Genomic DNA, 24848 nt, shown 5'->3' with positions numbered 1-24848 from the left:
GCCCGAAAGACCGGGTCTCCGGCAAGCATGCAAAATTAGTTAGTCATCCGATCTAATTCGTCGGCCCGTACGCCCCCACCCCGAACAGCCTCCCACCTCCGCCGCTCAAGTTTTTCGCGCCGCCGCCGTCAACCAAGATATCCCGCCACTTAAATAGCCGCCGACCATGGACAATCCCGTCGACGAACCCGTCGTGGAACACTCGCCTGCCGCGTTATCGCCGGTGCTCAGCCCGGATGCGGTGCCGGTCGGCACGCCCCTCGCGTGGCCGATCGTCGACCGTGACGGCTCGCTGCTTTTCGCCGACGGCACTACGCTGGCGACCACGGACGAGCGCAACTTCCTGTTCGAGCACTTCCTCCCGCAGCGCGGCGATCTGCCGGACCCGGCGACCCAGCCGCCGCCCACCGCGGCACAGCCAACGGACTCCGCCAGCCAACTCACGCTCAAGGACATGCACCTTGAAATAGGCGCGTTGATCGGCATGCGTTCGCAACTCGGCAGTGGCGCGCCGATGCACCCGTGCCGCATCATCGGCTTTGCGCCGAATCAGGCGCTCTTCGTCACGCCGCCGTTGCAGCAGGGCCGTCTGCTGCCGCTCACGCCCGGCGAAAACATCGAGATCGTCGCCATTGCGAGCCAGGCCGTGTTCCGCTTCGTCTGCACCGTCGAAGCGGTCTGCCGCGCGCCCTTCGACTACGTCGTGCTGTCGAAGCCCGGCGTCATCCGCCGTCTGCGCGAGCGCAAATCGATCCGCGTCCATGCGCACCTGGCGGTGCGCTTCGGCCTCGGCGAGGCGGGCGACGCCAAGGACGGCACAAAAGACAGCACAAAGGGCAACACCTACGACGGACTCGGTTTGGCCAAGGGCATCAGCGCGCTCGGCATGTCGTTGAGCGCGTCGTGGACCCTCGGCGCGGTCGGCGAACGGCTGCGGCTCGCGTTTCGGTTGAAGTCGGCGGAACTCGATACGGAGATCGAGACCAGCGCGATCATCCGCAATGTGCACAAAGGCAAGACGCCGGGCGAACCTTCGACCCACGGGCTCGAACTGGATCGACTCGACGCGGCTCAACAGATGGCGATGAAAGTTTTCGTTTTCGACCGGCAGGACGACGTGCTGTACTGGTCGAACGGCCTCAAATAGACGTTTCAAAGCGGGCGGCCCGGCACCCACGGGTTCGCGCCGCCCGACCACTCAACCAATCAGCTCTTCCGGCGTAACACGCCGCGCCCCCCACGCCTCCGCGAGCGCCGCGCAGCGACCCAGCCGTACGGCCGCGCGTTCGAAATCGACGAACACGACCTTATCCGCATCGAGCGGGCGCGCCGGTTCGTCGCGCGTGCGGCCATCGGTCAGAATCCACAGCCAGCGTTGCTGGGCAGGCTTCACACGCGCACTCTGCTCCAGCAACTGCGCGGCCCGCCGGATGCCGGACGCGAGCGGCGTGCCGCCACCACCGCCGACGGGCCTGAGCCACCGCTCGTTCCACCAGCGCGGCACGGCCGGACCGAATCGCACGTCCGCGCCCGCACCGCCAAAACAGATCAGCGCGGCCTCGGCGCGCGCGGCGCTCGCGCGGTCGAACAGCGCGATCAGCAAGCCCTTCGCGAGCGCGAGGGCGGCCCCGGTCAGCATGGAGCCGGAGCAATCGAGCACGAAGCAATGCAGCGCACCGCCACGCGGCGCCTCGCGCACGAAGCGCAGATGTTCGGCGCGCAGTGCGTCCGTGCGCCTCGCCATGAGCGTCTGTGGCCATGCAATGCGCTTGCCCGGCATACCGTGCGCATCGCTGCGCAAATGACTGCGCGCAATCGCACTCACGCCTTGTCGCCATCGAAAACCGCTGCGCGAGTCAGCGGCGGCGCCTTTCCGATGGCTCAGCGTTTTTTTGCGTCGAGCGGGATGACGCTTTTGACTTGCGTGGTCGGCGCGGGCTCGGGCGCGAGGTAGCCCCAATCGTTCTCATCGGCGAGACCGGGCGCGGATGCAGGGTTCCCAGCAGGAGCAGGTTCCGCCGAACGACCCGCGTCGCTGCCCGCCACCGCGTCCCGCTGCGCTTGACCATCGCCGTCGCGCGCATCGCCACCGGACCGCCCATCACGCTGACGACGCCGATGAATCAACACCGCCTCGGCGACCCGTCCGACATGCTCCACCGTCACCGCGTCCGCCTGCTCCAACGCGGCCAACGCCCGCGCCGCGCGCAGCATCACGAGATCGGCGCGCAGCCCGTCCACGGCCGCGTCGATACACAACGCGCTGACGTGCGCGTGCACGGCGTCATCAAATGCGAGTTGCGGCAGCGCTGCACGCGCCGCGCGAATCCGCTCGACGTACGCCGCCTGTTGCGCCGCATAGCCCGTGCGAAACTCATGCGGAGCGAGATCGAACGCGAGCCGTGCCTTGACGATCGCCTGCCGCACCTGCGGCTCGAAGCAGTTCTGCAACTCGACCATCAGGCCGAAGCGGTCGATCAATTGCGGGCGCAGTTCGCCCTCTTCGGGATTCATCGTGCCGATCAGCACGAAGCTTGCGTCGTGACTGTGCGACACGCCATCGCGTTCGACGGTATTCACACCGCTCGCCGCCGCGTCGAGCAACGCATCGACGAGCGCGTCGGGCAGCAGGTTGACTTCATCGACGTACAGCACGCCCTGATGCGCCTTCGCGAGCAGCCCCGGCGAAAAACGCACCGCGCCGTCGCGCAGCACGGTTTCGATATCGAGCGTACCGATCAGACGATCCTCGCTCGCGCCGAGCGGCAGATTCACCAGTTGCCCTTGCGGCAGCAACTCGGCGAGCGCGCGCGCCGCGGTCGACTTGGCCGTGCCGCGCGGCCCGCTGACCAGCACGCCGCCCAGCCCCGGATCGATCGCGGCCAGCAGCAGCGCCTGCTGCAACGGGCCCTGGCCGATCAGCGCGGCAAACGGAAACGCGGGCCGCTGGCCCGAGCGCGGCACCTCGCTCGCGTGCTGACTCACTGCTGACGTCGCTGCATTCATGTCTGCATTCCTTCGATCTGCTGCTCGCTCGCGAGCAGGTGCTGTTCGACTTGCGTCCGGTATTCGCCCGGCGCCTGCCACAAACCGCGCTGCATCGCTTCGAGCAAACGCTCGCAGATCGAATGCAGCGCATGCGGATTGTGCCGCTGCAAGAACTCGCGGGTCGCGGCGTCGTTCAGGTACGCATCGGTGACGAGCGCATATTGATGATCCGCGATCACCCGCGCGGTCGCATCGTAACCGTACAGATAGTCGACGGTCGCGGCGATCTCCGCCGCGCCCTTATAGCCGTGGCGCTTCACGCCATCGATCCATTTTGGATTGACCACCCGCGAGCGGATCACGCGCGCGATCTCCTCATGCAGCGTGCGCACGCGCGGCGCGGCCGGGTTGCTGTGATCGGCGTGATACACGCTCGGCTGATTGCCGGCCAGATGTCGGACCGCCGCGACCATACCGCCCTGAAACTGATAGTAGTCGTTCGAATCGAGCAGGTCGTGCTCGCGGTTGTCCTGGTTCTGCAGCACCACGTCCAGCGCAGCGAGACGTGCGCCGAACGCATCGCGCGCTTCTTCGCCGGCGCTCTTCTGCGTGTACGCATAGCCGCCCCACGCCTGATACGCGTTCGCGAGATCGGCGTCGGACTGCCATTGCCGCGAGTCGATCATGTCCTGCAGACCCGCGCCATACGCGCCCGGCCGCGCGCTGAACACGCGCCAGCCGGCGCGCCGGCGCGCCACGGCTGGGTCCATGCCGCGCGCGATCAGCGCATCGCGCTCGCGCAGCACGCGCGCGCGAATCGGATTCAGCTCCTCCGGTTCGTCGAGTTCGGCGACCGCCTGCACGGCGGCGTCGAACAGATGCATCACGTTCGCGAACGCGTCCCGGAAAAAGCCGGACACGCGCAACGTGACGTCGATACGCGGACGGTCGAACGCTTCGATCGGCATGATCTCGAAGTCGGTCACACGATGACTGCCCGGCGCCCACTTCGGCCGCACGCCGAGCAGCGCGAGCGCCTGGGCGATGTCGTCGCCGCCGGTGCGCATCGTCGCGGTGCCCCACACGGAGAGGCCGATCGCACGCGGATAATCGCCCTTGTCCTGCAGATGCCGTTCAAGCAACTGTTGCGCCGATTTCAAACCGAGCGACCACGCGGCCTGCGTGGGGATCGCGCGCGTGTCTACCGAATAGAAGTTGCGGCCAGTCGGCAGCACGTCGGGTCGTCCACGCGATGGCGAACCGCTCGGGCCTGGCGGCACGAAGCGCCCTTCGAGGCCGCGCTTCAGTTGCAGCATTTCCTGCGGACCGCAACCGTCGAGGCGCGGCAGTACGTCGTTGCGCAAACGCTCGATGACCAACTCCGCTTGCGGCAACGTACCCATTAGCGGCATTGCGGGTATCGCGTCCGATGGTTCGTCCGGCATCCCGCGCACCACATCGCCCATCATTGCGTCCGCATCGGCGCGAGCGGCGCACACGCCGTTCAACATTTGCGCAGCCAGCAATTCGAGCCGCTCGCGCGTGTCGCCGCAATGCCGCCAAGGCGCATCGCTCACCTGTTGCAATACGTCGGGCCGCGGCCCGTCCCACACCGCCGACCAGTCCACCGACAAGGGATCGAACAGATGATCCATGTGCAGATCGCGCGCCAGCGCATCGATCAAACCCGCGTTGCCGCCTCGACCGTCGCCGACCGGAAAGCGCCCCAACGCAAGCAGCGTATCGCGCCGCTGCACACCGTCGGGCGATTGTCCGAACGTGTGCAGGCCATCACGAATCTGCGCTTCCTTCAGCTCGCACAGCCACGCGTCGACGCGCGTGAGCAGCGCGTCCTCGGCGTCGGCGCCGTTCGGTTCCGCGAGACTCAGTTCCTCGTGCAGCCTGTGCTCGACGATGGTCGCGAGAATCGTGCTGCGCAGCAGCTTCGAGCGACGCGAATCGACCATCAGCGCTTCATAGTATTCGTCGACCTGGCGCTCCAGGTCCTGCAACGGCCCATAGCTTTCGGCGCGCGTGAGCGGCGGCATCAGATGATCGACGATCACGGCCTGCGCGCGCCGCTTGGCCTGACTGCCCTCGCCCGGATCGTTGACGATGAACGGATACAGATGCGGCATCGGCCCGAGAATCAGATCGGGCCAGCACGTATCGCTCAACGCGACGCTCTTGCCGGGCAGCCATTCGAGATTGCCGTGCTTGCCGACATGCACGACTGCGTCGATCCCGAACTGGTGACGCAGCCAGAAATAGAACGCGAGGTACGCATGGGGCGGCACCAGGTCGGCGTCGTGATAACTCGCATAGTCGCCCTGCTCGCGCGAACGCGAAGGCTGAATGCCGACGAACACCTGTCCGCAACGCCAGCCCGCGATCATGAAGCGGCCGCGACGCAACGTCGGGTCCTGCTCGGGCGGCCCCCAACGCGCGTTCAGCGCCTGACGCGCGGCGGCGGGCAGCGCATTGAAATGCAGCAGGTAATCGTCGAGCGCGAGGCTTTGCAACGCGGGACGCAGATCGCGAACCACCGGATCATTGGTCACGCCCTCGGTGAGCTTCTTCAGAAGCGCGTCGCCATCCACGGGCAACGCATTCGCGAGCCGATAGCCTTCGTCGCGCAGCATCGCGAGAATGCCGACCACCGACGCCGGCGTGTCGAGCCCCACGCCGTTGCCGATGCGTCCTTCGCTCATCGGATAGTTGGCAAGAATCAGCGCGAGTTTTTTATCCGCGTTATCGAGCGAACGCAGCCTGCACCAGCGGCGGCTCAGCTCGGCGAGAAAGCCGACACGTTCGAGGTCCGGTTGATAACGGACCACGTCGACCTGCGTGTGCGGGCAGCGATACGCGAGTCCCTTGAAACTGATCGCGCGCGTGATGATGCGTCCGTCCACTTCCGGCAGCGCGATATGCATCGCGATATCGCGCGAATTGAGGCCCTGGTTGTCCTTGAGCCAGTCGTCGCGATTGCCGCCGCTCAGGATCACCTGGAACACCGGCGCGTCACCGGCGAGCGCGAGCGGCGCGGGGTCGTCGATCGCGCTCGCGGCGAAGGCGGTCGTGTTGAGCACCAGCGCGACCCGATGTTGCGCGCACAGCGTCTGCACGACGTCGCGGCTCATCGCATCCTTCAGCGACGTGATCGCGAGCGGCAGCGGATTGACGCCTTGCGCTTCGAGCGCGTCGATCAGCGCGTCGAACACCGCCGTGTTGGCCGCCTGCAAATGCGCCTTGTAGAACAGGATCGCCGCGACCGGCGCGCCGGGTTGCCAGCGCGCCTGCCAGTCGGCGATGGTCGGCGTGTCGTGTTGCGGATGATAGAGCGCCGCGGCCGGCAACGCGCGCGGCGGCGCCGGCTCGCGTCCCCTGCCGAACGCGCGATACGCGATGCAGCGCAGAAACGCTTCGGCGTTTTGCGGGCCGCCTTCGCGCAGATAGCGCCATAGCTGATGACACAACGCGGCATCGGCGGTGCTGCGCGCGAGCAGATTGGGATCTTCCTGCAGGTCGCCGGAAAACATCGCGAGCGTTTGCTGTTTGCGCTCCGCCAGCGCGACCACCTGCTCGATGCCGTACGGCCAGTACGCCTCGCCGCCGAGGTGATCGACCACCACCACGCGCGCGTGTTGCAACACGTCCTCGATATAGAAATCGACCGACGCCGGTTGGCGCAGATACGTGACGTTCGCAAGCCGCACGCTGGGGAAGCCCTCGCCGAGACGCGCAAACACGCTCGCGAGCAGTGACAGTGTGGTGTCGGCGGAACTGAGCACGACGATGTCGGCGGGCTGCTGATCGATGCGGATCACGCCCTGCGTATCGTCGACGAAACCGCCCGGCGTGGTGCGCAGCAGATGCATCGGCGCTTACGCCTGGTGGGCTTCGGTGCTCGACGGCACGACGCCGAGCGCAGTATCGAACGCGCGTTGCAACGCGGCCTGATCGAGGTCCTCGCCGATCAGCACGAAGCGGCTCGCGTAGCCCGCGCCACCTTCGCCGGCCTGCCAGCGTCGATCGAAATAGCTGTCGAAGCGCCGACCCACGCCCTGGATCACGAGACGCATCGGCGCGCCCGGCAATGCCGCGAAGCCTTTCACGCGGTAAATCGTGCTGGACTCGACGAGTCCTTGCAACGCGGCGATCACCGCTTCACGCGAGGGCGCGTTCGCCTGCACGACCACCGAATCGAATTCGTCGTGATGATGATCGGCGTCGTCGGCGGAACCGTGGTGATCGTGGCGCAAGTGGATGGTCTCTTCCGACGCCGCCTCGAGACCGAGCAACGTGTGCAGATCGAGCTGACCCATCTGCGCGCGCACGATCTTCACCTGCGGCGGAATTTCTTCGCGGATCACCGCTTCGACGGCGCTCTGCTGAGCGTCGTCGAGCAGATCGGTCTTGTTCAGGATCACCAGGTCGGCGGCGGAGAGTTGATCTTCAAACAGCTCGTGCAGCAGCGACTCGTGATCGAGATTCGGATCGGCCTTGCGTTGCGCGTCGACGGCAACGGGGTTGTCGGCGAACTGACCGCTCGCCGCAGCCGGGCCGTCGACCACCGTGACGACCGCATCGACGGTGAAGCTGTTCTTGATCTGCGGCCAGTTGAACGCCTGCACTAGCGGCTTGGGCAACGCGAGACCGGAGGTTTCGATCAGCACGTGATCGATCTGCTCGCGGCGCTCGACGAGCTTTTCCATCACCGGGAAGAACTCTTCCTGCACGGTGCAGCACAGGCAACCGTTCGCGAGTTCATACAGTTGCCCTTCGCTTTCGACGCCGTTTTCATCGCAGCCGATGCCGCAACCTTTGAGGATTTCGCCGTCGATGCCGAGTTCGCCGAACTCGTTGACGATCACCGCGATGCGCTTGCCGCCCGCATGCTGAAGAATGTGCCGCAGCAGCGTGGTCTTGCCGCTGCCGAGAAAGCCCGTGACGATGGTGACGGGGATCTTGCGCATTTGCGTTTGCATCGTGAGGTCCATCCGTAGGCGTTGCGCGAGTTTGCCGTGCGTGTGCGCCCGTCTGTCCGCATGAGCCGGCGAGGCGAGCATGCGCGAGCGCACGCACGGCAAGCCGGCACCATCACAACACACGGGGACGAACGACGGCGTTGCCGCGACAACGGAAAGCAGAAAGCGGGTATGAGGTCATGAACGCGCCGTCGCATCCCCGCGACGAGCGTCCTGCTTATTCTGGCCGGTATCCGGGCTGGCGAAAGCGCCGCTTCCCCTTCCCGGACGAGTGATTTCTCGCCCAGTGGTGATATGCCGACGCGGCCTTGCGCGTGGACATCGAAGCCGGCTCCGCGGCGTCGAGCAATAAACGCCGACGCCACTTTTCGCTTACCGTTGCGGGGGCAGCACAGGTTGACCCGATCCATTGCAGGTGGGCGCCCTGTTTCCCGTTTAACTGCATGCGCACGAGCGCGCATACGAGCACCAAAGTGCGTGCGAGTGTAGGCCCGCGGCCTTGCGCAGTCAAGAAAACGCTAGCCGGCGGCGCTTATCGGGCGGGGCGCCGTGTGCTATCGTATGCGCGCGTTTGGTGCCCGCACATGCGTTCGCGTGTGCAGTTAAACGGGAAACAGGCAGCGCGTGGTGCGCTCAACCTGTGCTGTCCCCGCAACGGTAAGCGACCTGCGGCGCGCTGTTTCTTCAGCACACGCCGCGCATGCGTTTTCGATGCCACTGTCCGGCGAATCCGGCACGGGAAGGCAAAGCGCATGAGGCCGCCAGCCCGGATACCGGCCAGACGCGGAGGTGGCGCACGTCACGCCGCCGGCCGCCGGAATCCGCGAGGGACGGATGTGAAGGCGCTGAAGCACGACGTCACGCGTGGGTTGCGGATTGTTGCGAGAGAAGTTTCCCGCGCGATTTCGCGATGAGCCTCGCGGTCGTCGCGCCTGAATCCGTAGCACCGCATGATCTCGACCTCCGCCAACTGGCGCTCCTTCCTGTTTTGCCCTATGCCAACGACTACGACATGGCCCACGCCATGCACGCCGTGATGACCCGCGCGTGGCTGATCGGCGCCGGTCCCGGCGACGTCGAACTGATGACGCTGAAGGCGACCCGCGCGCTCGCGCAAGCCGACGTGGTGCTGGTCGACGACCTCGTGAATCCCGACGTGCTGCAATTCGCGCGCGCCGATGCGCAGGTCGTGTATGTCGGCAAACGCGGCGGGCATCCGTCGACGCCGCAAGCCGGCATCGTCGCGCAGATGCTCGAGCATGCGCGGGCCGGACGCCGCGTCGCGCGGCTCAAGGGCGGCGATCCGTTCGTGTTCGGCCGCGGCGGTGAGGAGCAGCAGGCGCTGCATGAGGCGGGGATCGAAGTCGAAGTGATCAACGGCATCACGGCGGGGATCGCAGCGCCTGCCGCGATCGGCATTCCGGTCACGCACCGCGACTTCGCGCAGGGCGTGGTGTTCGTCACCGGACACGGCGCGGACAGCGGCGAGCCGGATTGGGCCGCGCTCGTCGCCACGCGCATGACGCTGGTGATTTACATGGGGATGCGGCGGCTCGGAAAGATCGTGAGCGCGTTGATTGCGGCCGGCATGTCTGCCGATACGCCGTGTGCCGCGATCGAGTCGGCGACGCGTCCCGAGCAACGTCATGTGCTCGCGCGGCTCGATGAATTCGCCGATGCGGTGGCACGCGCGGGACTCGGCTCGCCGGCGATTGTAGTGATCGGCGGCGTGGCGTCGCTGGCGTTGGCTCGCGCGGCGGTCGAGGCGAACGTGGTTGATGCGTCCGCCGTTGCAACCCCCACTCCCGGAGCAAATGCCCGATGAAAACGCTGAGCGTCGGCATCGGTTGCCGCTTGCACCGCTCGGCCGCGCAGATCGAGGCGGCAGTGCGCGCCGCGCTGGGCTCGCTCGAATTCGATCGGATTCGCGCGGTCGCCTCGATCGACACCAAAGCCGACGAAGCCGGCCTGCTCGAATTCTGCGCACGTCACGCGCTGCCGCTGCACCTGTTCAGCCGCGAGCAGATCGCGGCGATGCCGATTGCCAACGCGTCGTCAGCGGTGCGCGAGCATCTCGGCGTGGATGGCGTCTGCGAACCGTGCGCGTTGCTCGCGGCGTCGTGCGAAGCGGCCACCGTTGTTGCGACTGCCGCGCATACCGCTGCCGATGAGCGCGGCATACCCTTTGAGGCGGTTGCGCAGACCACATCTGCCGCCTGCGCGGCAGCAACAGCGTCAACCGTGCGCCTCCTCGTGCCGAAGACTCATCACGATGGCGTCACCGTGGCGATCGCCGCAAGCGCAGCCGCAATCGCCACATCCGTTCTCGACGCCAATCGCGAACACCCCAACCCCGCCCCTCACCCACAGGACCTTCGATGAAGACCGATCCCGAATCGCATCAACGCATGACCGAGCGCCGACGCGAAGGCCATGAGAAAAAGCAGGCCGCCGCCACCGTCGAAAAAGGCCTGCTGATCGTCAATACCGGTACCGGCAAGGGCAAGACCACTGCCGCATTCGGCATGGCCGTGCGGGTGCTCGGACACGGCATGCGCCTCGGCGTCGTGCAGTTCATCAAGGGCGCGCTGCATACGTCGGAGCGCGACTTCCTCGGCGCGATCGCCCAATGCGATTTCGTCACGATGGGCGACGGCTATACCTGGAACACGCAGAACCGCGACGCCGACATCGCCACCGCTCGCAAAGGCTGGGACGAGGCGCGCCGGATGATCGAAAGCGGCGACTATCAGATGGTGATCCTCGACGAGCTGAACACGGTGCTGAAGTACGAATACCTGCCGCTCGACGAAGTACTGTCGGTGCTCGACGCGCGCCCCGCGATGCTGCATGTGGTGGTGACCGGTCGCCACGCGCCGGACGCGCTGATCGAAGCCGCCGACCTCGTCACCGAGATGCGCATCGTCAAGCATCCGTATCGCGAGCAAGGCGTGAAAGCACAGCGCGGCGTGGAGTTCTGAGCGATGTCCGAGCGCGAGCGGCCCACAGGCGCTTCCTCAGCGGCGACCCGAACGGCAAGTTCCTCCGGCGCGTGTCCCGCGCTGTTCATCAGCGCCCCGGCGTCGGGCCAGGGCAAGACCACGATCACCGCCGGTCTCGCCCGCTATCACCGGCGGCTCGGACGGCGCGTGCGCGTCTTCAAGACCGGCCCGGACTTTCTCGACCCGATGATCCTCGAACGCGCGAGCGGCGCGCCGGTGTTGTCGCTGGATCTGTGGATGGTCGGCGAAACCGGGTGCCGCAATCTGCTCGCGCAGGCGGCGGCCGAAGCCGATCTGATCCTGATCGAAGGCGTGATGGGTCTGTTCGACGGCACGCCGAGCAGCGCCGATCTCGCAACCGCCTTCGGCGTGCCGGTGCTCGCAGTGATCTCCGCGAAGGCGATGGCGCAAACCTTCGGCGCGGTCGCGTTCGGTCTCGCGCGCTTCCGGCCGCAGGTGCCGTTTTATGGCGTGCTCGCGAATCGCGTCGGCTCGGCGCGGCACGCGCAGATGCTCGAAGAAGCGTTGCCGCGCGAGCTGCGCTGGTGCGGATCCATCGCGGCCAGCGCTGAGATCGCGTTGCCCGACCGCCACCTCGGCCTGCATCAGGCGGCGGAGATCGACGATCTGGACGCGCGCCTCGAGCGCGCCGCCGACACGCTCGCCCAAACCGCGTTGGCCGAACTACCGCCGCCGGTCGACTTCGGCGCGCCGCTGCCGCAAGCGTTGCCGCGTCTGCTGGACGGCAAGCGCATCGCGGTCGCGCGCGATGCCGCGTTCTCGTTCATCTATCCGGCCAACGTCGCACTGCTGGAAGCGCTCGGCGCGCAGGTCGTCTACTTCTCACCGCTCGCCGACGAGGCCGTCCCCGACGACGCCCACGCGCTCTACCTGCCCGGCGGCTATCCGGAACTGCACGCGGCGACGCTTGCCGGCGGCACACGCAGCGCGGCGTCGATTCGCGCGCACGCGGCAGCCGGCAAGCCGCTGGTTGCCGAATGCGGCGGCCTGCTCTATCTGCTCGATCGACTGACCGACACGCACGGCGTCACGACGCCGATGCTCGGCCTGCTGCCCGGTCACGCGACGATGCAAACGCGCTTCAGCGCACTCGGCATGCAGCAGCTCGACGGTCTGTACGGACCGATGACCGGTCACACGTTTCACTACTCGAAGCTGAGCACGCCGCTCATTGCGCTGCGCTCGGCCACCCGGCCGCAAGGCGAGGCACCCGGCGAGGCCGTGTATCGCGCGGGCTCGATCGTCGCGACTTATATGCACGCTTATTGGCCCTCCAACCCGGCCTTCACGGCCGCCCTGTTCCATGGCGAAGCCTTTTAACGACTCCGAGCGCGACGCCGTCTATCGCGCGATCTACGAACGCCGCGACATGCGCCACTTCGTCAGCGATCCGGTCGATCCGGCCGTGCTGCAGCGTCTGCTCGACGCGGCGCATCACGCGCCGAGCGTCGGCTTCATGCAGCCGTGGCGAATCATGCGGATCACCGACGCGGCATTGCGCAGCGCGTTGCACGCGACGGTCGAAAGCGAACGGCTCGCCACCGCCGACGCGCTCGGCCAACGCCGCGAAGCGTTCATGAAGCTGAAGGTGGAAGGGATGCTGGAGTGCGGCGAACTGCTGGTGATCGCGCTGATGGATGGCCGCGAGCGGCATATCTTCGGGCGCCGCACGCTGCCGGAGATGGACCTCGCGTCGGTCGCGTGCGCGATCCAGAACATGTGGCTCGCCGCGCGCGCCGAGGGTCTCGGCATGGGCTGGGTGTCGCTATTCGATGTCGACGCGGTGCGTACGCTGCTGCATATGCCCGACGGCGCGCGGCCGGTGGCGATTCTGTGTCTGGGCCACGTCGACGAGTTCTACAGCGAGCCGATGCTCGAAACCGAGCGCTGGGCGAGCCGCCTGCCGCTCGCCGATTGCGTGTTCGAAAACACCTGGCCGGAAGCCGGCGCGACGCCGCAATAGCACTCGCGCTCTACTGCAGCGGCTTCACCGAGATCACGCTCGGCACGCCGCCCGCCTTGTCCTGCTTGAGTTTCACGCGCCAATCGGACGACGCGTCGAACGGGAACTTCGCCAGCGCGCTTGTTACGAGCACCGGCATCGCATGCAGCGGGTCCGCATCGCGATCGGCGATCACCGCGCGCACCTTGTAGCGCTCCTCGCCGCTCGTGCGCTCGAAAAAGCGCAGCGTCAACGAATGCTGGTACGCGGTCCCGCCGAACAGCGCGAACGGCGCGTCGGCCTTGCCGCAGTCGCTCGGCGCGCAGTCCTTGCCGCCAATTCCGACGACCGCCGGCTGCGTGTCGTACGCAATCGACAGCAGATAGTGCGCGCCGTTGCCCGCCGCGGCGACGAAGCCGCGTTTGGCCAGCTCGTCGCGCAGCAACGACTCGAATTGCGGATGATCGCCGCTGGCATCCTGCGACGGCAGCCGCGTGATCGTATAAGTCGGGTCGCCTTGCAGCCCCGCCGACGGATTCGCGGTGTGCACGTCGGCATTCAGGCCCGCGCAACCGGTGAGGCTCGCCGCCGCCAGCGCGGCACACATCAGAGTGACTTTTTCCATCTTCTCGTTTCGGTAAATTGCGTGTTGATCCGTCATGTCCGCCGCGCGACCGGCGAGTCGGACTGCTGGTCGTCGAGCGCCGGCAGCCGGATCGTGAAGGCGGTGCCGTCGCCGGGCGCGCTCACCACCTCGACGTCGCCGCCATGGCGCGTCACGACGGTCTTGACGAACGCCATGCCGAGCCCCGCGCCGCCCACCTCGGGCCGCTCCGTCGCGTGAAAGCGGCGGAAGCGCTCGAACAGACCTGCCTGCTGCTCCTTCGGAATGCCATACCCCTGGTCGCGGATCGTGCAAGACACGCGCCGCGCGACGCCCGGCACGACCGTCGACGGCTCGCTGTCGACGCTGCACTCGATATGCGTGTCGGGCGGACTGTACTTGACTGCGTTGTTCAGAATGTTGACGAGCGTGCGCGTCATCAGCGAGCGGTCGACGCAGATCCAGTGGTCGTCGTCGGCATCCGCAGCGGCGCCGGTGTTGGTCTCCAGCGTGATGCGCTTCGCGTGCGCCTGCGGCCAGACCTCGTCGCTCGCGTCGATGAGCAGTTCGTCCAGGTTCACCGGTTCGAGCACATACGCCTGCGATTCGGCGCGCGCCAGTTGCACGAAATCGTCGGCGAGCGTGAGCGCGCGCTGCGCATAACGCTCGATGCGCCCCAGCAGATCGCGCGCAAGCGCGGGCTCGGTGCGGGCGCGCTCGATCTCGACCAGCGCCAGAATCGACGCCTGCGGCGAGCGCATGTCGTGCGACAGCAGCCGCAACGCGTCTTCGCGTTGACGCTCGGCCGCGTGCAGCGCCGACACGTCGACGAGACCCGCGATCCAGCCGGTCGTCTCGCCCTGCGCGTTGGTGCAGGTCGCGTAGCGCAGCAGATGGTCGCGCGCGTTGGCGTCGCGCACCTCGACGCCCTGCGCCATCAACGCGGCAAACTCGCCGCGCGTCGGATCGAGCAGCGCCGGCCAGTGCGCATGCGCGAACTGATTGTGTTCGGCATCGAGCGCCGCGTCGCCGTCGATCGTCTTGACGAGCGTCAGGCCGCCCAGCACCGCCTGCATGTGCCGCCCCTCGGGCAGCGGCGCGCCGAGCCGCGCGAAGTGCGCCTTGGCCGCGTGGTTCGCGATCAGCACGACGCCGCGCAGGTCACTCACGAGGATCGGCTCGGGCATGCTGTCGAGGCTGTCCCACACGAAGCGCTTCATGTCCTGCACCCGCTGCGCGGCTTGCGCCATCAGCGCCATATGCTGCTCCAGCACATCGCCGCTGAACTCGCGGCGGCGCTGCGGCGTTTCCGGCAGCAGATGCGGTTCATCGGCGAGGCGCTGCAGTTCTTTGCGCAGATAGGCCATCGTCATTTCGAGGCGCCGCCAGTTCCAGATCGGATACACCACGACGACGCCGACGATCGCCGGCACCGGTGACATCCAGAACCGTGCGCCGTATAGCCACCCCGCGCTCGCGACCGCCGCGAGCAGCACGAGGCCGACCGTCAGCAGCAGCGAGCGACGCGGCGACAGCACCAGAAAGCCGGCCAGCAGCACCGCGAGCGGCAACAGCGACACGGCGAACACCAGCCAGCTTCCGGCTGGCTGAATCTCGCGGCCGGTGAGCAGCGTGTCGAGCACGTTCGCGTGGATGTACACGCCGGGCAGCGGACCCAGCTCGCCGGACACCGGCGTCGCGAAGCGGTCGTACAGGCCCGACGCCGTCACGCCGATTACGACGATGCGCCCGCGCAACTGGTCGGCCGGTACATTGCCGGCGAGCACGCTCGCGAAGCTCAGCTTCGCGTAGTTCTCCGCGTTCGAGCCGAACGGGATCAGGAAGCGGTCTTCGCCGCTGTCATCGTGGGCGGCCTGGCGCGCCGCCACGCTGGCCGGCGATGGCCGCCACGCCTTGCCGTGCAGGCGCAGCGCGCCGCGCTCGAACGCGTCGGCGACCGTCACCATCAACTGCGGCCAGCGCGAACCGGCGTCGCCCTGAAATTGGGCGACACTGCGCACGATGCCGTCGCTGTCCACTTCGAGATTGATATGGCCGAGCCCGGCGGCCGCGTGCGCCAGCGGCGCCACCGGTTCGACGACCGTACGGCGTCCCGACGCGTCGGGCGGAGTGAGCAGCACGGGCAGATAGGTCGGGCTCAGCGCGACCGCGTGAGCGAGCACGGCGTCTTCGGGATTGGCCTCGGTGAATAGCACGTCGAAGATCACGGCGGCCGGTTTCGCTTTCGCAATCTGTTCGAGCAGTTGCGCGTGGACGCTGCGCGGCCACGGCCAGCGGCCGAGTTCCGCGACGCTCGCATTGTCGATTTCGATCACGACGATCTCGGGCAACAGGGGCCGCGCGCGCGCACTCAGGAACTGGTCGTACACCAGCAGATCGACGCCCGTGCTCAGCCGGCCGACCGAGGCGAGCAGAATCACGACGATGCCGAGGCAGCCGACACTCACCCATTCGATCAGGAAGCGCCGGCCGGCGCGCCGCCCGAAACGGGCGCGCAGGTCGACGAGGCTCAGGCGCTTAGGTGTGGTCGGCAAATGGATGCGGGGGTCCAGAGCTAGGGAGCGGGCCGGCCGGTGAGCCGGTCCCGCCAATCTACCAGCGTCAGCGCGCGATCGTAAACGAGCGGACTGCGCTGCTCGTTTCGTAGAAGCGGCCGTTCTCGAACTGCTCGGCGACGATCGTCCAGTAATAGACGCCGGCCGGCAGATCGCTGACGACGAGTTGACCGCCCGACAGATCGGTACGATCGACGATCGGCTGGCTCAGATCGGCCGTCTTGCCCATCACGAAGCGGAAGCGCGTATCGACGTTCGTGCGGCCGACGAGCCAGCGGAACTCGTAGTCGTGAGTACCGGCGCGCGGGCCGGCCGACACGTCCAGCCCCACCTGACGCCGCTCGAACGCGTACACCTGCGGCAAACCGTCGAGACCGTCGGCGGCGATAGAGGCGATGCGCACGAAGTACGTACCATCGGGCAGATCGCCGAAGTCCGCGTGCGGCTCGCTCACGCGCAAGTCGCGGATCAGGTCGAGCTGGTCAGCGTCGCGCGCGATCTGCACGCGGTAGCCGGCGGCCTGTTCGGCCGGCACGATGTCGAACGCGACCGTCTTGCCGTCCTGCACCCTCGCCGGCTGGGCCAGGGCTGGCGCCGGCAGCAGTTGGACCGGACCGCCGACCGCGCCGCCCGCATGCGTGACGTTGCCGAAGCGCGCCTTGACGAGCTGCTCGGACGCCTGCAGCGGCACACCGGGCAACGGCGCGAGATCGCGGCCATTGTGCGCGGCCGGATCGACGCCGACCGCGCCGTCGAGCACCGCCACGGTGGTGGTCTGCGCGTCGCCGCTGTAGGTCACCTTGAAGCGCGTGCCTCGCACGCCAGCCACCACCGACGGTGAGCGAATCTGGAAACGATCGTCATGTTTTGTCGCATGTGTGACCTGGCTTTCGACTTCGCCGCGATGCAGGTCGAACACGCGGTCGCCCGCGCCGGTCAAGCGGATGCGACGCAGCGTGCCGATGTCCATCTCGCCGTTCTGCGCAACCGTGACGAACGAGTGGTCCGGCAACTCCAGCGTGACAAAGCCGTTCGGCCCGGTGCGAATGCGATCGCCTTCGACGAGGGCGGCGTTGGTCGTGAGCGGCACATACGGGTTCTTGCCGAACGCGCGCTCGGCCGGACCGCTGGTCGCTACGACGTGGGCGGTTTCCCAATCCTGTTTGAGTTTGCCGGCCGGCAGACGCAACACGATGCCGGCCGGCATGCGGCGCGGCACGGGCACATGGTTCAGACGGCTCAGCGTCGCCCAGTCGGCCTCACCGTCCAGATAACGGTTGGCGATGTCGTACAGCGAATCGCCCTCGCGCGTCGTGTATTGCACATAGGCCGGCGCAGTTGCTTTGACGGGCGCCCCGAGCGCGCGGGACGGGTGCGAGTCGGCCCACACTGACCCGCACCAGCCCATTGCGATCAGGCCGGCCAGTGCCAGCCGGCCGGCGCGACGGCCCGGCCCAGTGACGCTCTCGCGCATCGCCATGGTCAGGGAAAGCGTCACGCCTGCCCCGCCTCAGGCGTTTCATCGGCGGCCGTTGCCGGTGAGTCGGTTTCGATTCGCTCGAGCCGGTAGCCATAGCCGTAAATGGGCGTCAGACGATAGCCGTGCTCCGGCCGCAGTCCGAGCTTGCTGCGCAGCATCGACACGTGCGTGTCCATCGTGCGCGAAGGGATGTCGGTGGCCTGCTTCCAGATCACGTCGAGAATGTGCGCGCGCGACAGCGGCCGGCTCAGGTGCTGGAACAGCAGCAACGCGAGCTCGAACTCTTTCTGCGTGACGGCGACCGCCGTGCCGCGCACCACCACGTGCTTCGCGCCCAGATCGAATTCGAATTCACCGAACACTTCTTTGGCCGCTGGCGGCTTGAGGTAATAGGCGCGACGCAGCAGCGAGCCGACGCGCGCCAGCAATACGGCGCCCGATACCGGCTTGACGAGATAGTCGTCCGCGCCGGTGTTCAGTATCGACGTGATATCGGTTTCGCGGCCGCGGCTCGTCATGAACAGAACCGGCAGGCGTTCGGAGAGGCTTTCGCGCACCCAGCGCAGCACCTCTTCGCCCGACATGTCAGGGACGTTCCAGTCGAGCACGAGCAGATCGAAAGTCTGCCGGCGCAACTGCCGCACCAGTTCCCGCCCCGCGCTATAAGCGTGACAAATATGGCCGGCCGCCGACAGCGTTTGGCAAACCAGATCGGCCTGAGCCGCATCGTCATCCAGCACTGCAATTCTCATAAAACCCCGCAACGCGACATCGTCCTTCGTAACTGGTGGCCGGCTAGCCGGCAGACGACCGGGATGACGGCATTCGCACACCGCCGATCCGGCTTCCAATTCAAGCTCCAGTCGTACATCTTTCGACTAGTAGTCCTTTCCTCGCCCCCGTTTCCGCGTTGCTTCCGCACAATCTGAAATCAACGCATATATCGATCGACTTTATCCTACAGATTATTCAGGGCAGGTCATCATAATCGAAAACCCCCACTTTTTTTTCGGACACCGTCCAGCGGCAAGCCGTCGCGGCTTTCGGCCGAGGGCCGTTTTCGCATGTTCTTTAGAAAGTCTCGCCGGGTCCGCCGGCTATAGATTTCGACCTGCGCGAATCGGCGTCTGGGTCGGTTGGTCTCGCTCGCACGGTCATTGGCCCCGCTCACTTACGCCGTTTCAGAAAACTCTCATTCGCGGCTTAGTGATTTAACAATTTTCGAGTGAGTATAAGAACGATCTCGAAATAAATCGTTTAAAGATTGTTAAATTACGACAAAGAGCTGGCGGTTTGCTTGCGGGTATCGCGTCGATGATGTTGAGCGCCGCTTTATCTCATAAAAAATCGCGCGCGGCAACTAATGGCAATCACCTAACTAAAGAAATGCAACGCGGCGATTCGGCGTTGAAGTGGAAAGCGTAAGTCTCACTTGTGAGGCAAAAAACGGCGTCGCCTCGTCGAGGCGACGCCGCTCGAAACACTTCACGCTCGCCAGAGTCTAGCCGCACGAGTGACACGAAAGTAGCGGCTACCGGAAGTGGGCTCTAGACGAAAGAACTCCGTTTGCGAAGGTGATCAAGGCAGCTCTTACACAGAGCGTCTTCGCGCCTCGCGTGGAATCCCCGCGCCATGTAGACGCGGATTGAGACGAACTCAGGCGCCCGCAACTGTCAATTCACACGCGCGGACGTTTTGCTACAGCCGCTCCGCGAACTACCGCGCGCCTTCGATCTCCGGCATCGGCGCGAACAGCGCGTCCAGGTCGTCGTCGGAAAACTTGGCGGCGCCCGCCGCGTCTTCGGAGAGGATGCTGTCGGCGAGCCCCGCCTTCTGCTCCTGCAATTCCACGATCTTTTCTTCGATACTGCCCGCTGCGATCAGTTTGTAGACGAACACCGGCTTGTCCTGCCCCAGCCGATGCGCGCGGTCGGTCGCCTGATTCTCGGCGGCCGGGTTCCACCATGGATCGTAGTGGATCACCGTGTCGGCGGCAGTGAGGTTCAGACCGACGCCGCCCGCCTTGAGGCTGATCAGGAACAGCGGCACGTCGCCTTGCTGGAACCGCTCGACGGGCGTGACGCGATCGGTGGTGTCGCCGGTCAGGATCACGTATGGAATGGCGGCTTCGTCGAGCGCCTCGGCAATCAGCGACAGCATGCCGGTGAACTGCGAAAACAGCAGCACGCGGCGCCCTTCTTCGATCAGCTCCGGCAGCATCGACAGCAGCAGATCGAGCTTGGCCGACCGCATCGCGCGCGCGCTCTTCTCGAGCTTTTCGTGGTCCGCTTTGCCTCGCTTGCCAGTCGGCGAGTCGGCCGCGGGTTCGGCGGAACGCCCGGCTGTCGCTTGATCCGGCTGCACGGCATCGCCGGCCTTGAGCGTCCTGACGAGGCGTGGATCGCAGCACACCTGGCGCAGTTTCAACAACGCGTCCAGCACGATGATGTGGCTGCGCGCGAGCCCCTGCGCGCTGACCGCAACGCGCACTTTCTCCTGCATCGCCGTGCGCACCGTTTCGTAGAGATCGCGCTGCGCGCCTTCCAGATCGACCGAACACACGATGGTGGTCTTCGCGGGCAGTTCCTTCGCGACCTCGTCCTTGCGACGGCGCAGCATGAATGGCCGGATACGGCGCGCGAGCAACGCGCGACGCACGCCGTCGCCGTTCTTTTCGATCGGATTGCGCCAGCGCCGCGTGAAGTCTTTCTGGCTGCCGAGGAAACCCGGCAGCAGAAAATCGAACTGTGACCACAACTCGCCGAGGTGATTCTCCAGCGGCGTGCCCGTCAGACACAGCCGATGCCGCGCGCGCAACCCGCGGATCGCCTGCGCGGCCTTGGTGCTGGCGTTCTTCACGTACTGCGCTTCGTCGAGAATCAGCAGGTGATACTCGTGCTCGGCGAGCACCTTCTGATCGCGCCACAGCAACGCGTAGGTCGTCAGAATCAGTTCGTGTTCACCGATCTGCTCGAAGCGCTCCTTGCGTTGCGGGCCATTGAGAACCAGCACCTTCAATTCGGGCGCGAAGCGTCGCGCTTCCTCGCGCCAGTTGTGCACGAGCGTGGTCGGCACGACGATCAGCGCGGGACGCTTCAGCCGCCCCGCCTCCTTCTCCGCGAGAATGTGCGCGAGCGTCTGCACGGTCTTGCCGAGCCCCATGTCGTCGGCGAGCACGCCGGCCAGGTCCTGTTCGCGCAGGAACTGCATCCAGTTCAGGCCTTGGTGCTGATACGCGCGCAGTTCCGCCTTCAGACCGCGCGGCACCGGCACTTCGCGCAGGCCGGGCCCGGCTTGCAGACGACGCGCGAGCTGGCGTATCGAATCGTCGCCGCGGAATTGCCAGCGGCCCGTCTCGTTCAACGCGTCGAGCCGCCCGGCATCGACCGACGGCACGCGCAGCGGCGCGCCTTCGGCCAGCGTGCCGCCGAGCGAATCGAACAGATCGACGAGTACCCGCACCACCGGCTTCAGACGATCGGCACGCAAGCGCAGCCGCTTGTTCTCTTCGGTCTTCAGCTCGATCGGTTCGCTGTCGGCGATGCTCTCGAGCGCGCCGCTCAGCCAGCGCCGATCGCGCCGGAACAGGTCGGCGAGCAGCGGCTCGAGCCGCACGTTGCGCTCGCCGATGCGAATGCCCATCTCCAGATCGAACCAGCCGTCGCCGGCCTGATGCGCGGTGCCGTCGATCGCGTCGATCTCGATCACGTTGTAGCGGAACTCCGGCGCCATCGTTACGCGCCAGCCCTGGCTCACGAGCTCCGGCACCGCGTCGTTGACGAACGCCGACCACGCGTCGGTATCGGGCAAGCCGAGCATCGTGTCGGGCAACAGGCGCGACGCGTAGACGCGGCTGGTCGGCACTTTCTGCAGGCCGGTCTTGCGCAGTTCCAGCAGACGCTTTTTCTCGGCGTCGTAACGGCGGCGGATATGGATCACATCGCCGCCCGGCATCGGCACCAGCGTGACACTACTATCGACGTTGATGCTCACGCCGTCGTAGTCGAAGCTCACGCCGGCCAGTTCGACCGTCTCAGTTTTACGCCGCTCGCCCTTCGCCGCCGACGGCAACGCGTGGCTGTTGAGCGTAAGCACCGGCACCGGCTCGACGTCGATCACGCGGATCGCGGACGCGTCGTGCGTGGGCGGCAGCGGCAAGCCGGGCGCGATCTCGCGCAGCACCGACGCGACCAGCGGTGCTTCAGCGAGCGAGATCGGCGGCATCGCGAGGTAATCGGGCAACTGCTGGAACGGCAGCGACGACTGGACGATGCCCGCTTCGTTCGCCGCGCCGTCGACATACCAGACCGGCTCGGTCGGCAGAACCATCGACGCGCGCGGTTCGGTGCGCAGCACGGGCCGCAGACGCTGGTCGGCGAGCGGCTCCCATTCGATGCGGCCGGGGCGGTCGGCGGCGCGCGCCAGCGGGGCCGGTTCCGCGCGACCCGGTGCGGGTTCGAAATCGAAGAACAGACGCCCCGTCGAAATCAGCTTCTGCAGCATCTCCGCGCCATTGGTGCCGCGCAGGATGAACTGCCCGAAGTCCTCGCGCGAGCGGCCGAGCCACAGGCCGCGCAGGATCGACAAGTCTTCGTCGGAGACGAATTTAGGCTGCTTGAGGAGCGCGGCTTCCACGTTGTCCCAGGGTTCGTCGATTGCGACGACCACGCCGTCCAGGTTGCAGCGCGCGCGATAAAGCACGACCTCGTGGCGCATGTGGAAGTCGGACCAGTTCAGCCGGTACGCCAGCGTCTGGTGGCGCACGGCGCCCGCTTTCTGCGCGACCGTGCCGGCGGCTTCGGCGCGGGCACGGAAACGCTCCAGCCAGCTCACCACTTCGGGACGCACGCCGGACGGCCGGGTCAGATTCGTCAAGGGTTTCGGCGGCAGACTGGATGGTGAGGTGCCGTCGTCCGGCGCGTGGTCCTGGTCGGGGTCGACCTGGGTGATGTGGTCCATCTCGTCGTGATAGTCGAGTTCGGCGAGCAGCAGCGCGGCGACGTGCTTGCAGTCGCGGCCGACCGGGCAGCTGCAGTCGCTCTGTGCCCACGGCGAACCGCCGTCGGTGCGAAAGCGCACGCGTGTTCGGTACGGCAACGGCTGCGTGCCCTGGACGTCGCCACTGAGCGTGGCGCCCTGCCACCTCACGTGCGTGACGGGACCCACCGAGCGCGCTTTGGCCACGGCCCGATCACCGAGCCATTCTGCAATCCGTTCCCGATCAAAGAAAACTGACGACATCGGCGTCCATTCCTATTCAAGCCGGCGAAGGCAATCGCGCGTGGAGGATGCGGCTCGCCGGACGCTGCGCTGAGGCGGGCGTCGGCGGCGCGCAGTCCGGCTGCGATTGCCCGTGATAGCCGGCCATTTTACGCGTTGGCGCGGCTTGGCTGTGGGGGCGGGTTTGGCGCGTTTGTTGGCTCGCAGGTACGCACCGGGCCCGCGGAGTCATGGCTAGTATCGCAAGCACGGCCAAACCCCAACGCCCCTGATCAGCACCCCCGCGCCACCAGCCCCGCCTCCTCTACCGCCCCCCGCGCGCCATACTCGAAAACACCCCATCGCGCCGGATCAATCCATGAAACAGCGCAGCCGCCAGATGCAGCAACACCGTCGCGAATAGCGCAAACGCGAGCCACGTATGCAACGCACGCAGCACCGCGAACAGTTGGACGTTATGCGGCGCGATCGGCGGCAAATGCAGCGGACCGTATAGCGTGAGCGGATATCCCGCCGCTGACAGCATCGCCCAGCCGATCAACGGCATTGTCGCCATCAGCGCATACAACACGAGATGCGAAGCCTTCGCCGCGATCCGCTGCGGCGCCGCCATGTCGGCAGGCAACGGCGGGCTGCCGCGGACGATGCGCACGCCCACGCGGACCACCACCAGCAGCAGCAACGCAATGCCGAGCGGCTTGTGAATCGCGATCAGCGTGTTGTGCGCGCGCGCAACGGTCGCAACCATGCCCACACCGATGAACAGCATCGCGAGGATCAGCGGCGCCATCGTCCAATGCAGCAGCCGCGCGAGCGGACTGAAATGAGTCGGTGCCGGTGTCATGAGTGATCTCCTTGTGCTTGCCCTTGTGTCTGCCCTTGTGTCTGCCCTGCTGTCTGACCTTGGGTGAGCTTTTGATGAACCGCCGGATGCAGCGTTTCCTCACGCGTGCGGCGCTGGAACGACAGCGCATACGCGGCCGAACGCGCGGCAAGCAATGGATCGTCCGATGGCGCGATGCCCGCCGGCAGGATCGTCGGATCGAAGTTGATGTCGCGGCACGTGCCATCTTCCTGTGAATTCGCGTGCTCGAGCACCAGCGTGCCCGCGTCGATCTGCTGGCGAGTGGCGGGCCATTGCAGCGTGGCGTCGTCGGTGGGGTCGCCCGGTTGCGCGACGGTCAGCAACAGATGCCAGCGCAACGGCCCGCTTTGCAAACGCTGATCGAGATCGGCCTCGAGGAAATTCTTCGCGGCCTTCTGCGCGTCGGTGATCGGCGCGTACGGCGTCTCGGGCACCATCGCCCAGCGCACGGCGCGCGTCGTGTTCGAACTGTCGGTAAAGCGGAAAGCGTTGATGCCGTAGTAAGCGGCATTCGCGAGGCTCGATGAAGGCGGATGCGCCTTCACCCAGTTCTGAAACGGCAAGGTCTCGGGATTGGCCGCATAGAACGCCTTGAGTTTCGCCGGGTCCGGTTTGCCGGTCGCCGGGTCGGGCCGCGCGGCGAGCAGCTGCTGATAAAACTGCTCGGGCGTATGCACGGCGAAAACGGGCGTCGAATTCATGCCGGTGCGCCACTGCTCGCCATTCGCCAGCTGGAACTGCAACGCGAGGCTGCGCACCGGCGAACTGGTGTCGGGCGCGGACGGGTTGCCGCCGGGCACAGCGAAGCGTCCGGTGACCGGCGTGCGTCCCGGCGCGAATACGGTTGCGCGCGACACTGCCGCGCCGTTGCCGTTACTGTCGAAGTAACCTTCGACGCACAGGCCTTTCGCATGATTGCGCCGGTAGCCGGGGTGCGGTTGACCCGCGACGGTTTCGAACGTGTTGATGAAGCGCGATGCCGTGAGACGCGCGGGCGTCAGCCAGCCCGCGGTGTACGCAAAGCCGCCGGCCAGCACCAGCACGACCGCGCCGATCACCGCGAGCCGGCATGGCACGCAGACAGGCCCGGAGTTGGGAACGGGAGGTTGTGTCACGGGGACTCCTTGTCGGGTGGATGCACCTACCGGCTAACACGCGCGGC

Annotated in this window: 17 protein-coding genes and 2 riboswitches; of the genes, 6 read left to right on the top strand and 11 right to left on the bottom strand. The window is 66.5% G+C overall.

Annotated elements, in window-relative coordinates:
* Positions 1 to 166 precede the first annotated feature (166 nt).
* Positions 167 to 1147 carry a flagellar brake protein gene (locus tag BGI01S_RS21795; RefSeq protein ID WP_042328093.1) on the top strand — a complete coding sequence of 327 codons (981 nt, stop codon included), beginning with the start codon at positions 167 to 169 and terminating at the stop codon, positions 1145 to 1147.
* 51 nt (positions 1148 to 1198) lie between these two features.
* Here the strand turns inward: BGI01S_RS21795 and BGI01S_RS21790 are convergent, their stop codons facing one another.
* The 4 genes from BGI01S_RS21790 to cobW form a co-directional block, all read right to left on the bottom strand.
* Positions 1199 to 1780, bottom strand: coding sequence for a vWA domain-containing protein (locus tag BGI01S_RS21790; protein WP_042328120.1), 582 nt, complete (start codon positions 1778 to 1780; stop codon positions 1199 to 1201).
* 101 nt (positions 1781 to 1881) lie between these two features.
* Complete coding sequence (locus BGI01S_RS21785) at positions 1882 to 3006, bottom strand: ATP-binding protein (protein WP_042328092.1); 1125 nt, start codon at positions 3004 to 3006, stop codon at positions 1882 to 1884.
* The gene (cobN, locus tag BGI01S_RS21780) at positions 3003 to 6866 is read right to left on the bottom strand and encodes a cobaltochelatase subunit CobN (RefSeq protein ID WP_042328091.1); all 3864 of its coding nucleotides are present in this window, start codon (positions 6864 to 6866) and stop codon (positions 3003 to 3005) included. The genes BGI01S_RS21785 and cobN overlap by 4 nt, the downstream gene beginning before the upstream one ends.
* Before the next feature lie 6 nt (positions 6867 to 6872).
* A complete protein-coding gene (gene cobW, locus BGI01S_RS21775; protein ID WP_303621169.1) occupies positions 6873 to 7976 on the bottom strand; it encodes a cobalamin biosynthesis protein CobW in 1104 nt (367 codons plus the stop codon).
* A gap of 207 nt (positions 7977 to 8183) precedes the next feature.
* Positions 8184 to 8464: riboswitch (cobalamin riboswitch) on the bottom strand.
* 67 nt (positions 8465 to 8531) lie between these two features.
* Positions 8532 to 8772: riboswitch (cobalamin riboswitch) on the top strand.
* A 240-nt stretch (positions 8773 to 9012) separates the two neighbouring features.
* Here cobW and cobA point away from each other — a divergent pair.
* The 5 genes from cobA to bluB are packed head-to-tail and all read left to right on the top strand — an operon-like array spanning position 9013 to position 12962.
* Entirely contained in the window at positions 9013 to 9801 is a 789-nt protein-coding gene (gene cobA / locus BGI01S_RS21770) for a uroporphyrinogen-III C-methyltransferase (RefSeq protein WP_042328119.1), read from the top strand.
* On the top strand, positions 9798 to 10358 hold the full coding sequence (locus BGI01S_RS30775) for a cobalamin biosynthesis protein (protein WP_042328089.1): 561 nt from the start codon (positions 9798 to 9800) through the stop codon (positions 10356 to 10358). Before cobA ends, BGI01S_RS30775 begins: the two co-directional genes overlap by 4 nt.
* A complete protein-coding gene (gene cobO / locus BGI01S_RS21760; protein WP_042328088.1) occupies positions 10355 to 10957 on the top strand; it encodes a cob(I)yrinic acid a,c-diamide adenosyltransferase in 603 nt (200 codons plus the stop codon). The genes BGI01S_RS30775 and cobO overlap by 4 nt, the downstream gene beginning before the upstream one ends.
* A 3-nt stretch (positions 10958 to 10960) precedes the next feature.
* Complete coding sequence (locus tag BGI01S_RS21755) at positions 10961 to 12319, top strand: cobyrinate a,c-diamide synthase (RefSeq protein ID WP_084585456.1); 1359 nt, start codon at positions 10961 to 10963, stop codon at positions 12317 to 12319.
* Positions 12303 to 12962, top strand: coding sequence for a 5,6-dimethylbenzimidazole synthase (bluB, locus tag BGI01S_RS21750; RefSeq protein WP_042328087.1), 660 nt, complete (start codon positions 12303 to 12305; stop codon positions 12960 to 12962). The genes BGI01S_RS21755 and bluB overlap by 17 nt, the downstream gene beginning before the upstream one ends.
* Positions 12963 to 12972: 10 nt before the next feature.
* On the opposite strand, the gene BGI01S_RS21745 is transcribed toward bluB, so the two are convergent.
* The 7 genes from BGI01S_RS21745 to BGI01S_RS21715 all read right to left on the bottom strand — a co-directional run bounded on the left by BGI01S_RS21745 (position 12973) and on the right by BGI01S_RS21715 (position 24801).
* On the bottom strand, positions 12973 to 13602 hold the full coding sequence (locus BGI01S_RS21745) for a DUF4136 domain-containing protein (RefSeq protein ID WP_408638636.1): 630 nt from the start codon (positions 13600 to 13602) through the stop codon (positions 12973 to 12975).
* Positions 13599 to 16100 (bottom strand): CHASE2 domain-containing protein, encoded by a 2502-nt coding sequence (locus tag BGI01S_RS21740; RefSeq protein WP_042328085.1) that lies wholly within the window; start codon positions 16098 to 16100, stop codon positions 13599 to 13601. Before BGI01S_RS21740 ends, BGI01S_RS21745 begins: the two co-directional genes overlap by 4 nt.
* Positions 16101 to 16167: 67 nt before the next feature.
* On the bottom strand, positions 16168 to 17601 hold the full coding sequence (locus BGI01S_RS21735) for a FecR domain-containing protein (protein ID WP_084585455.1): 1434 nt from the start codon (positions 17599 to 17601) through the stop codon (positions 16168 to 16170).
* A gap of 14 nt (positions 17602 to 17615) precedes the next feature.
* Positions 17616 to 18353: a response regulator transcription factor gene (locus BGI01S_RS21730; RefSeq protein ID WP_042328083.1), complete on the bottom strand. Its 738-nt coding sequence runs from the start codon at positions 18351 to 18353 to the stop codon at positions 17616 to 17618.
* A 964-nt stretch (positions 18354 to 19317) separates the two neighbouring features.
* Positions 19318 to 22842 (bottom strand): DEAD/DEAH box helicase, encoded by a 3525-nt coding sequence (locus tag BGI01S_RS21725; RefSeq protein ID WP_042328081.1) that lies wholly within the window; start codon positions 22840 to 22842, stop codon positions 19318 to 19320.
* Between the two features lie 283 nt (positions 22843 to 23125).
* Positions 23126 to 23665, bottom strand: coding sequence for a cytochrome b (locus tag BGI01S_RS21720; RefSeq protein ID WP_042328080.1), 540 nt, complete (start codon positions 23663 to 23665; stop codon positions 23126 to 23128).
* Complete coding sequence (locus tag BGI01S_RS21715; RefSeq protein WP_042328079.1) at positions 23662 to 24801, bottom strand: catalase family peroxidase; 1140 nt, start codon at positions 24799 to 24801, stop codon at positions 23662 to 23664. Before BGI01S_RS21715 ends, BGI01S_RS21720 begins: the two co-directional genes overlap by 4 nt.
* Positions 24802 to 24848: the final 47 nt, after the last annotated feature.

Source organism: Paraburkholderia ginsengisoli NBRC 100965 (assembly GCF_000739735.1).
Taxonomy (GTDB): Bacteria; Pseudomonadota; Gammaproteobacteria; order Burkholderiales; family Burkholderiaceae; genus Paraburkholderia; species Paraburkholderia ginsengisoli.
This window is presented reverse-complemented; position numbering and strand designations above follow the sequence as displayed.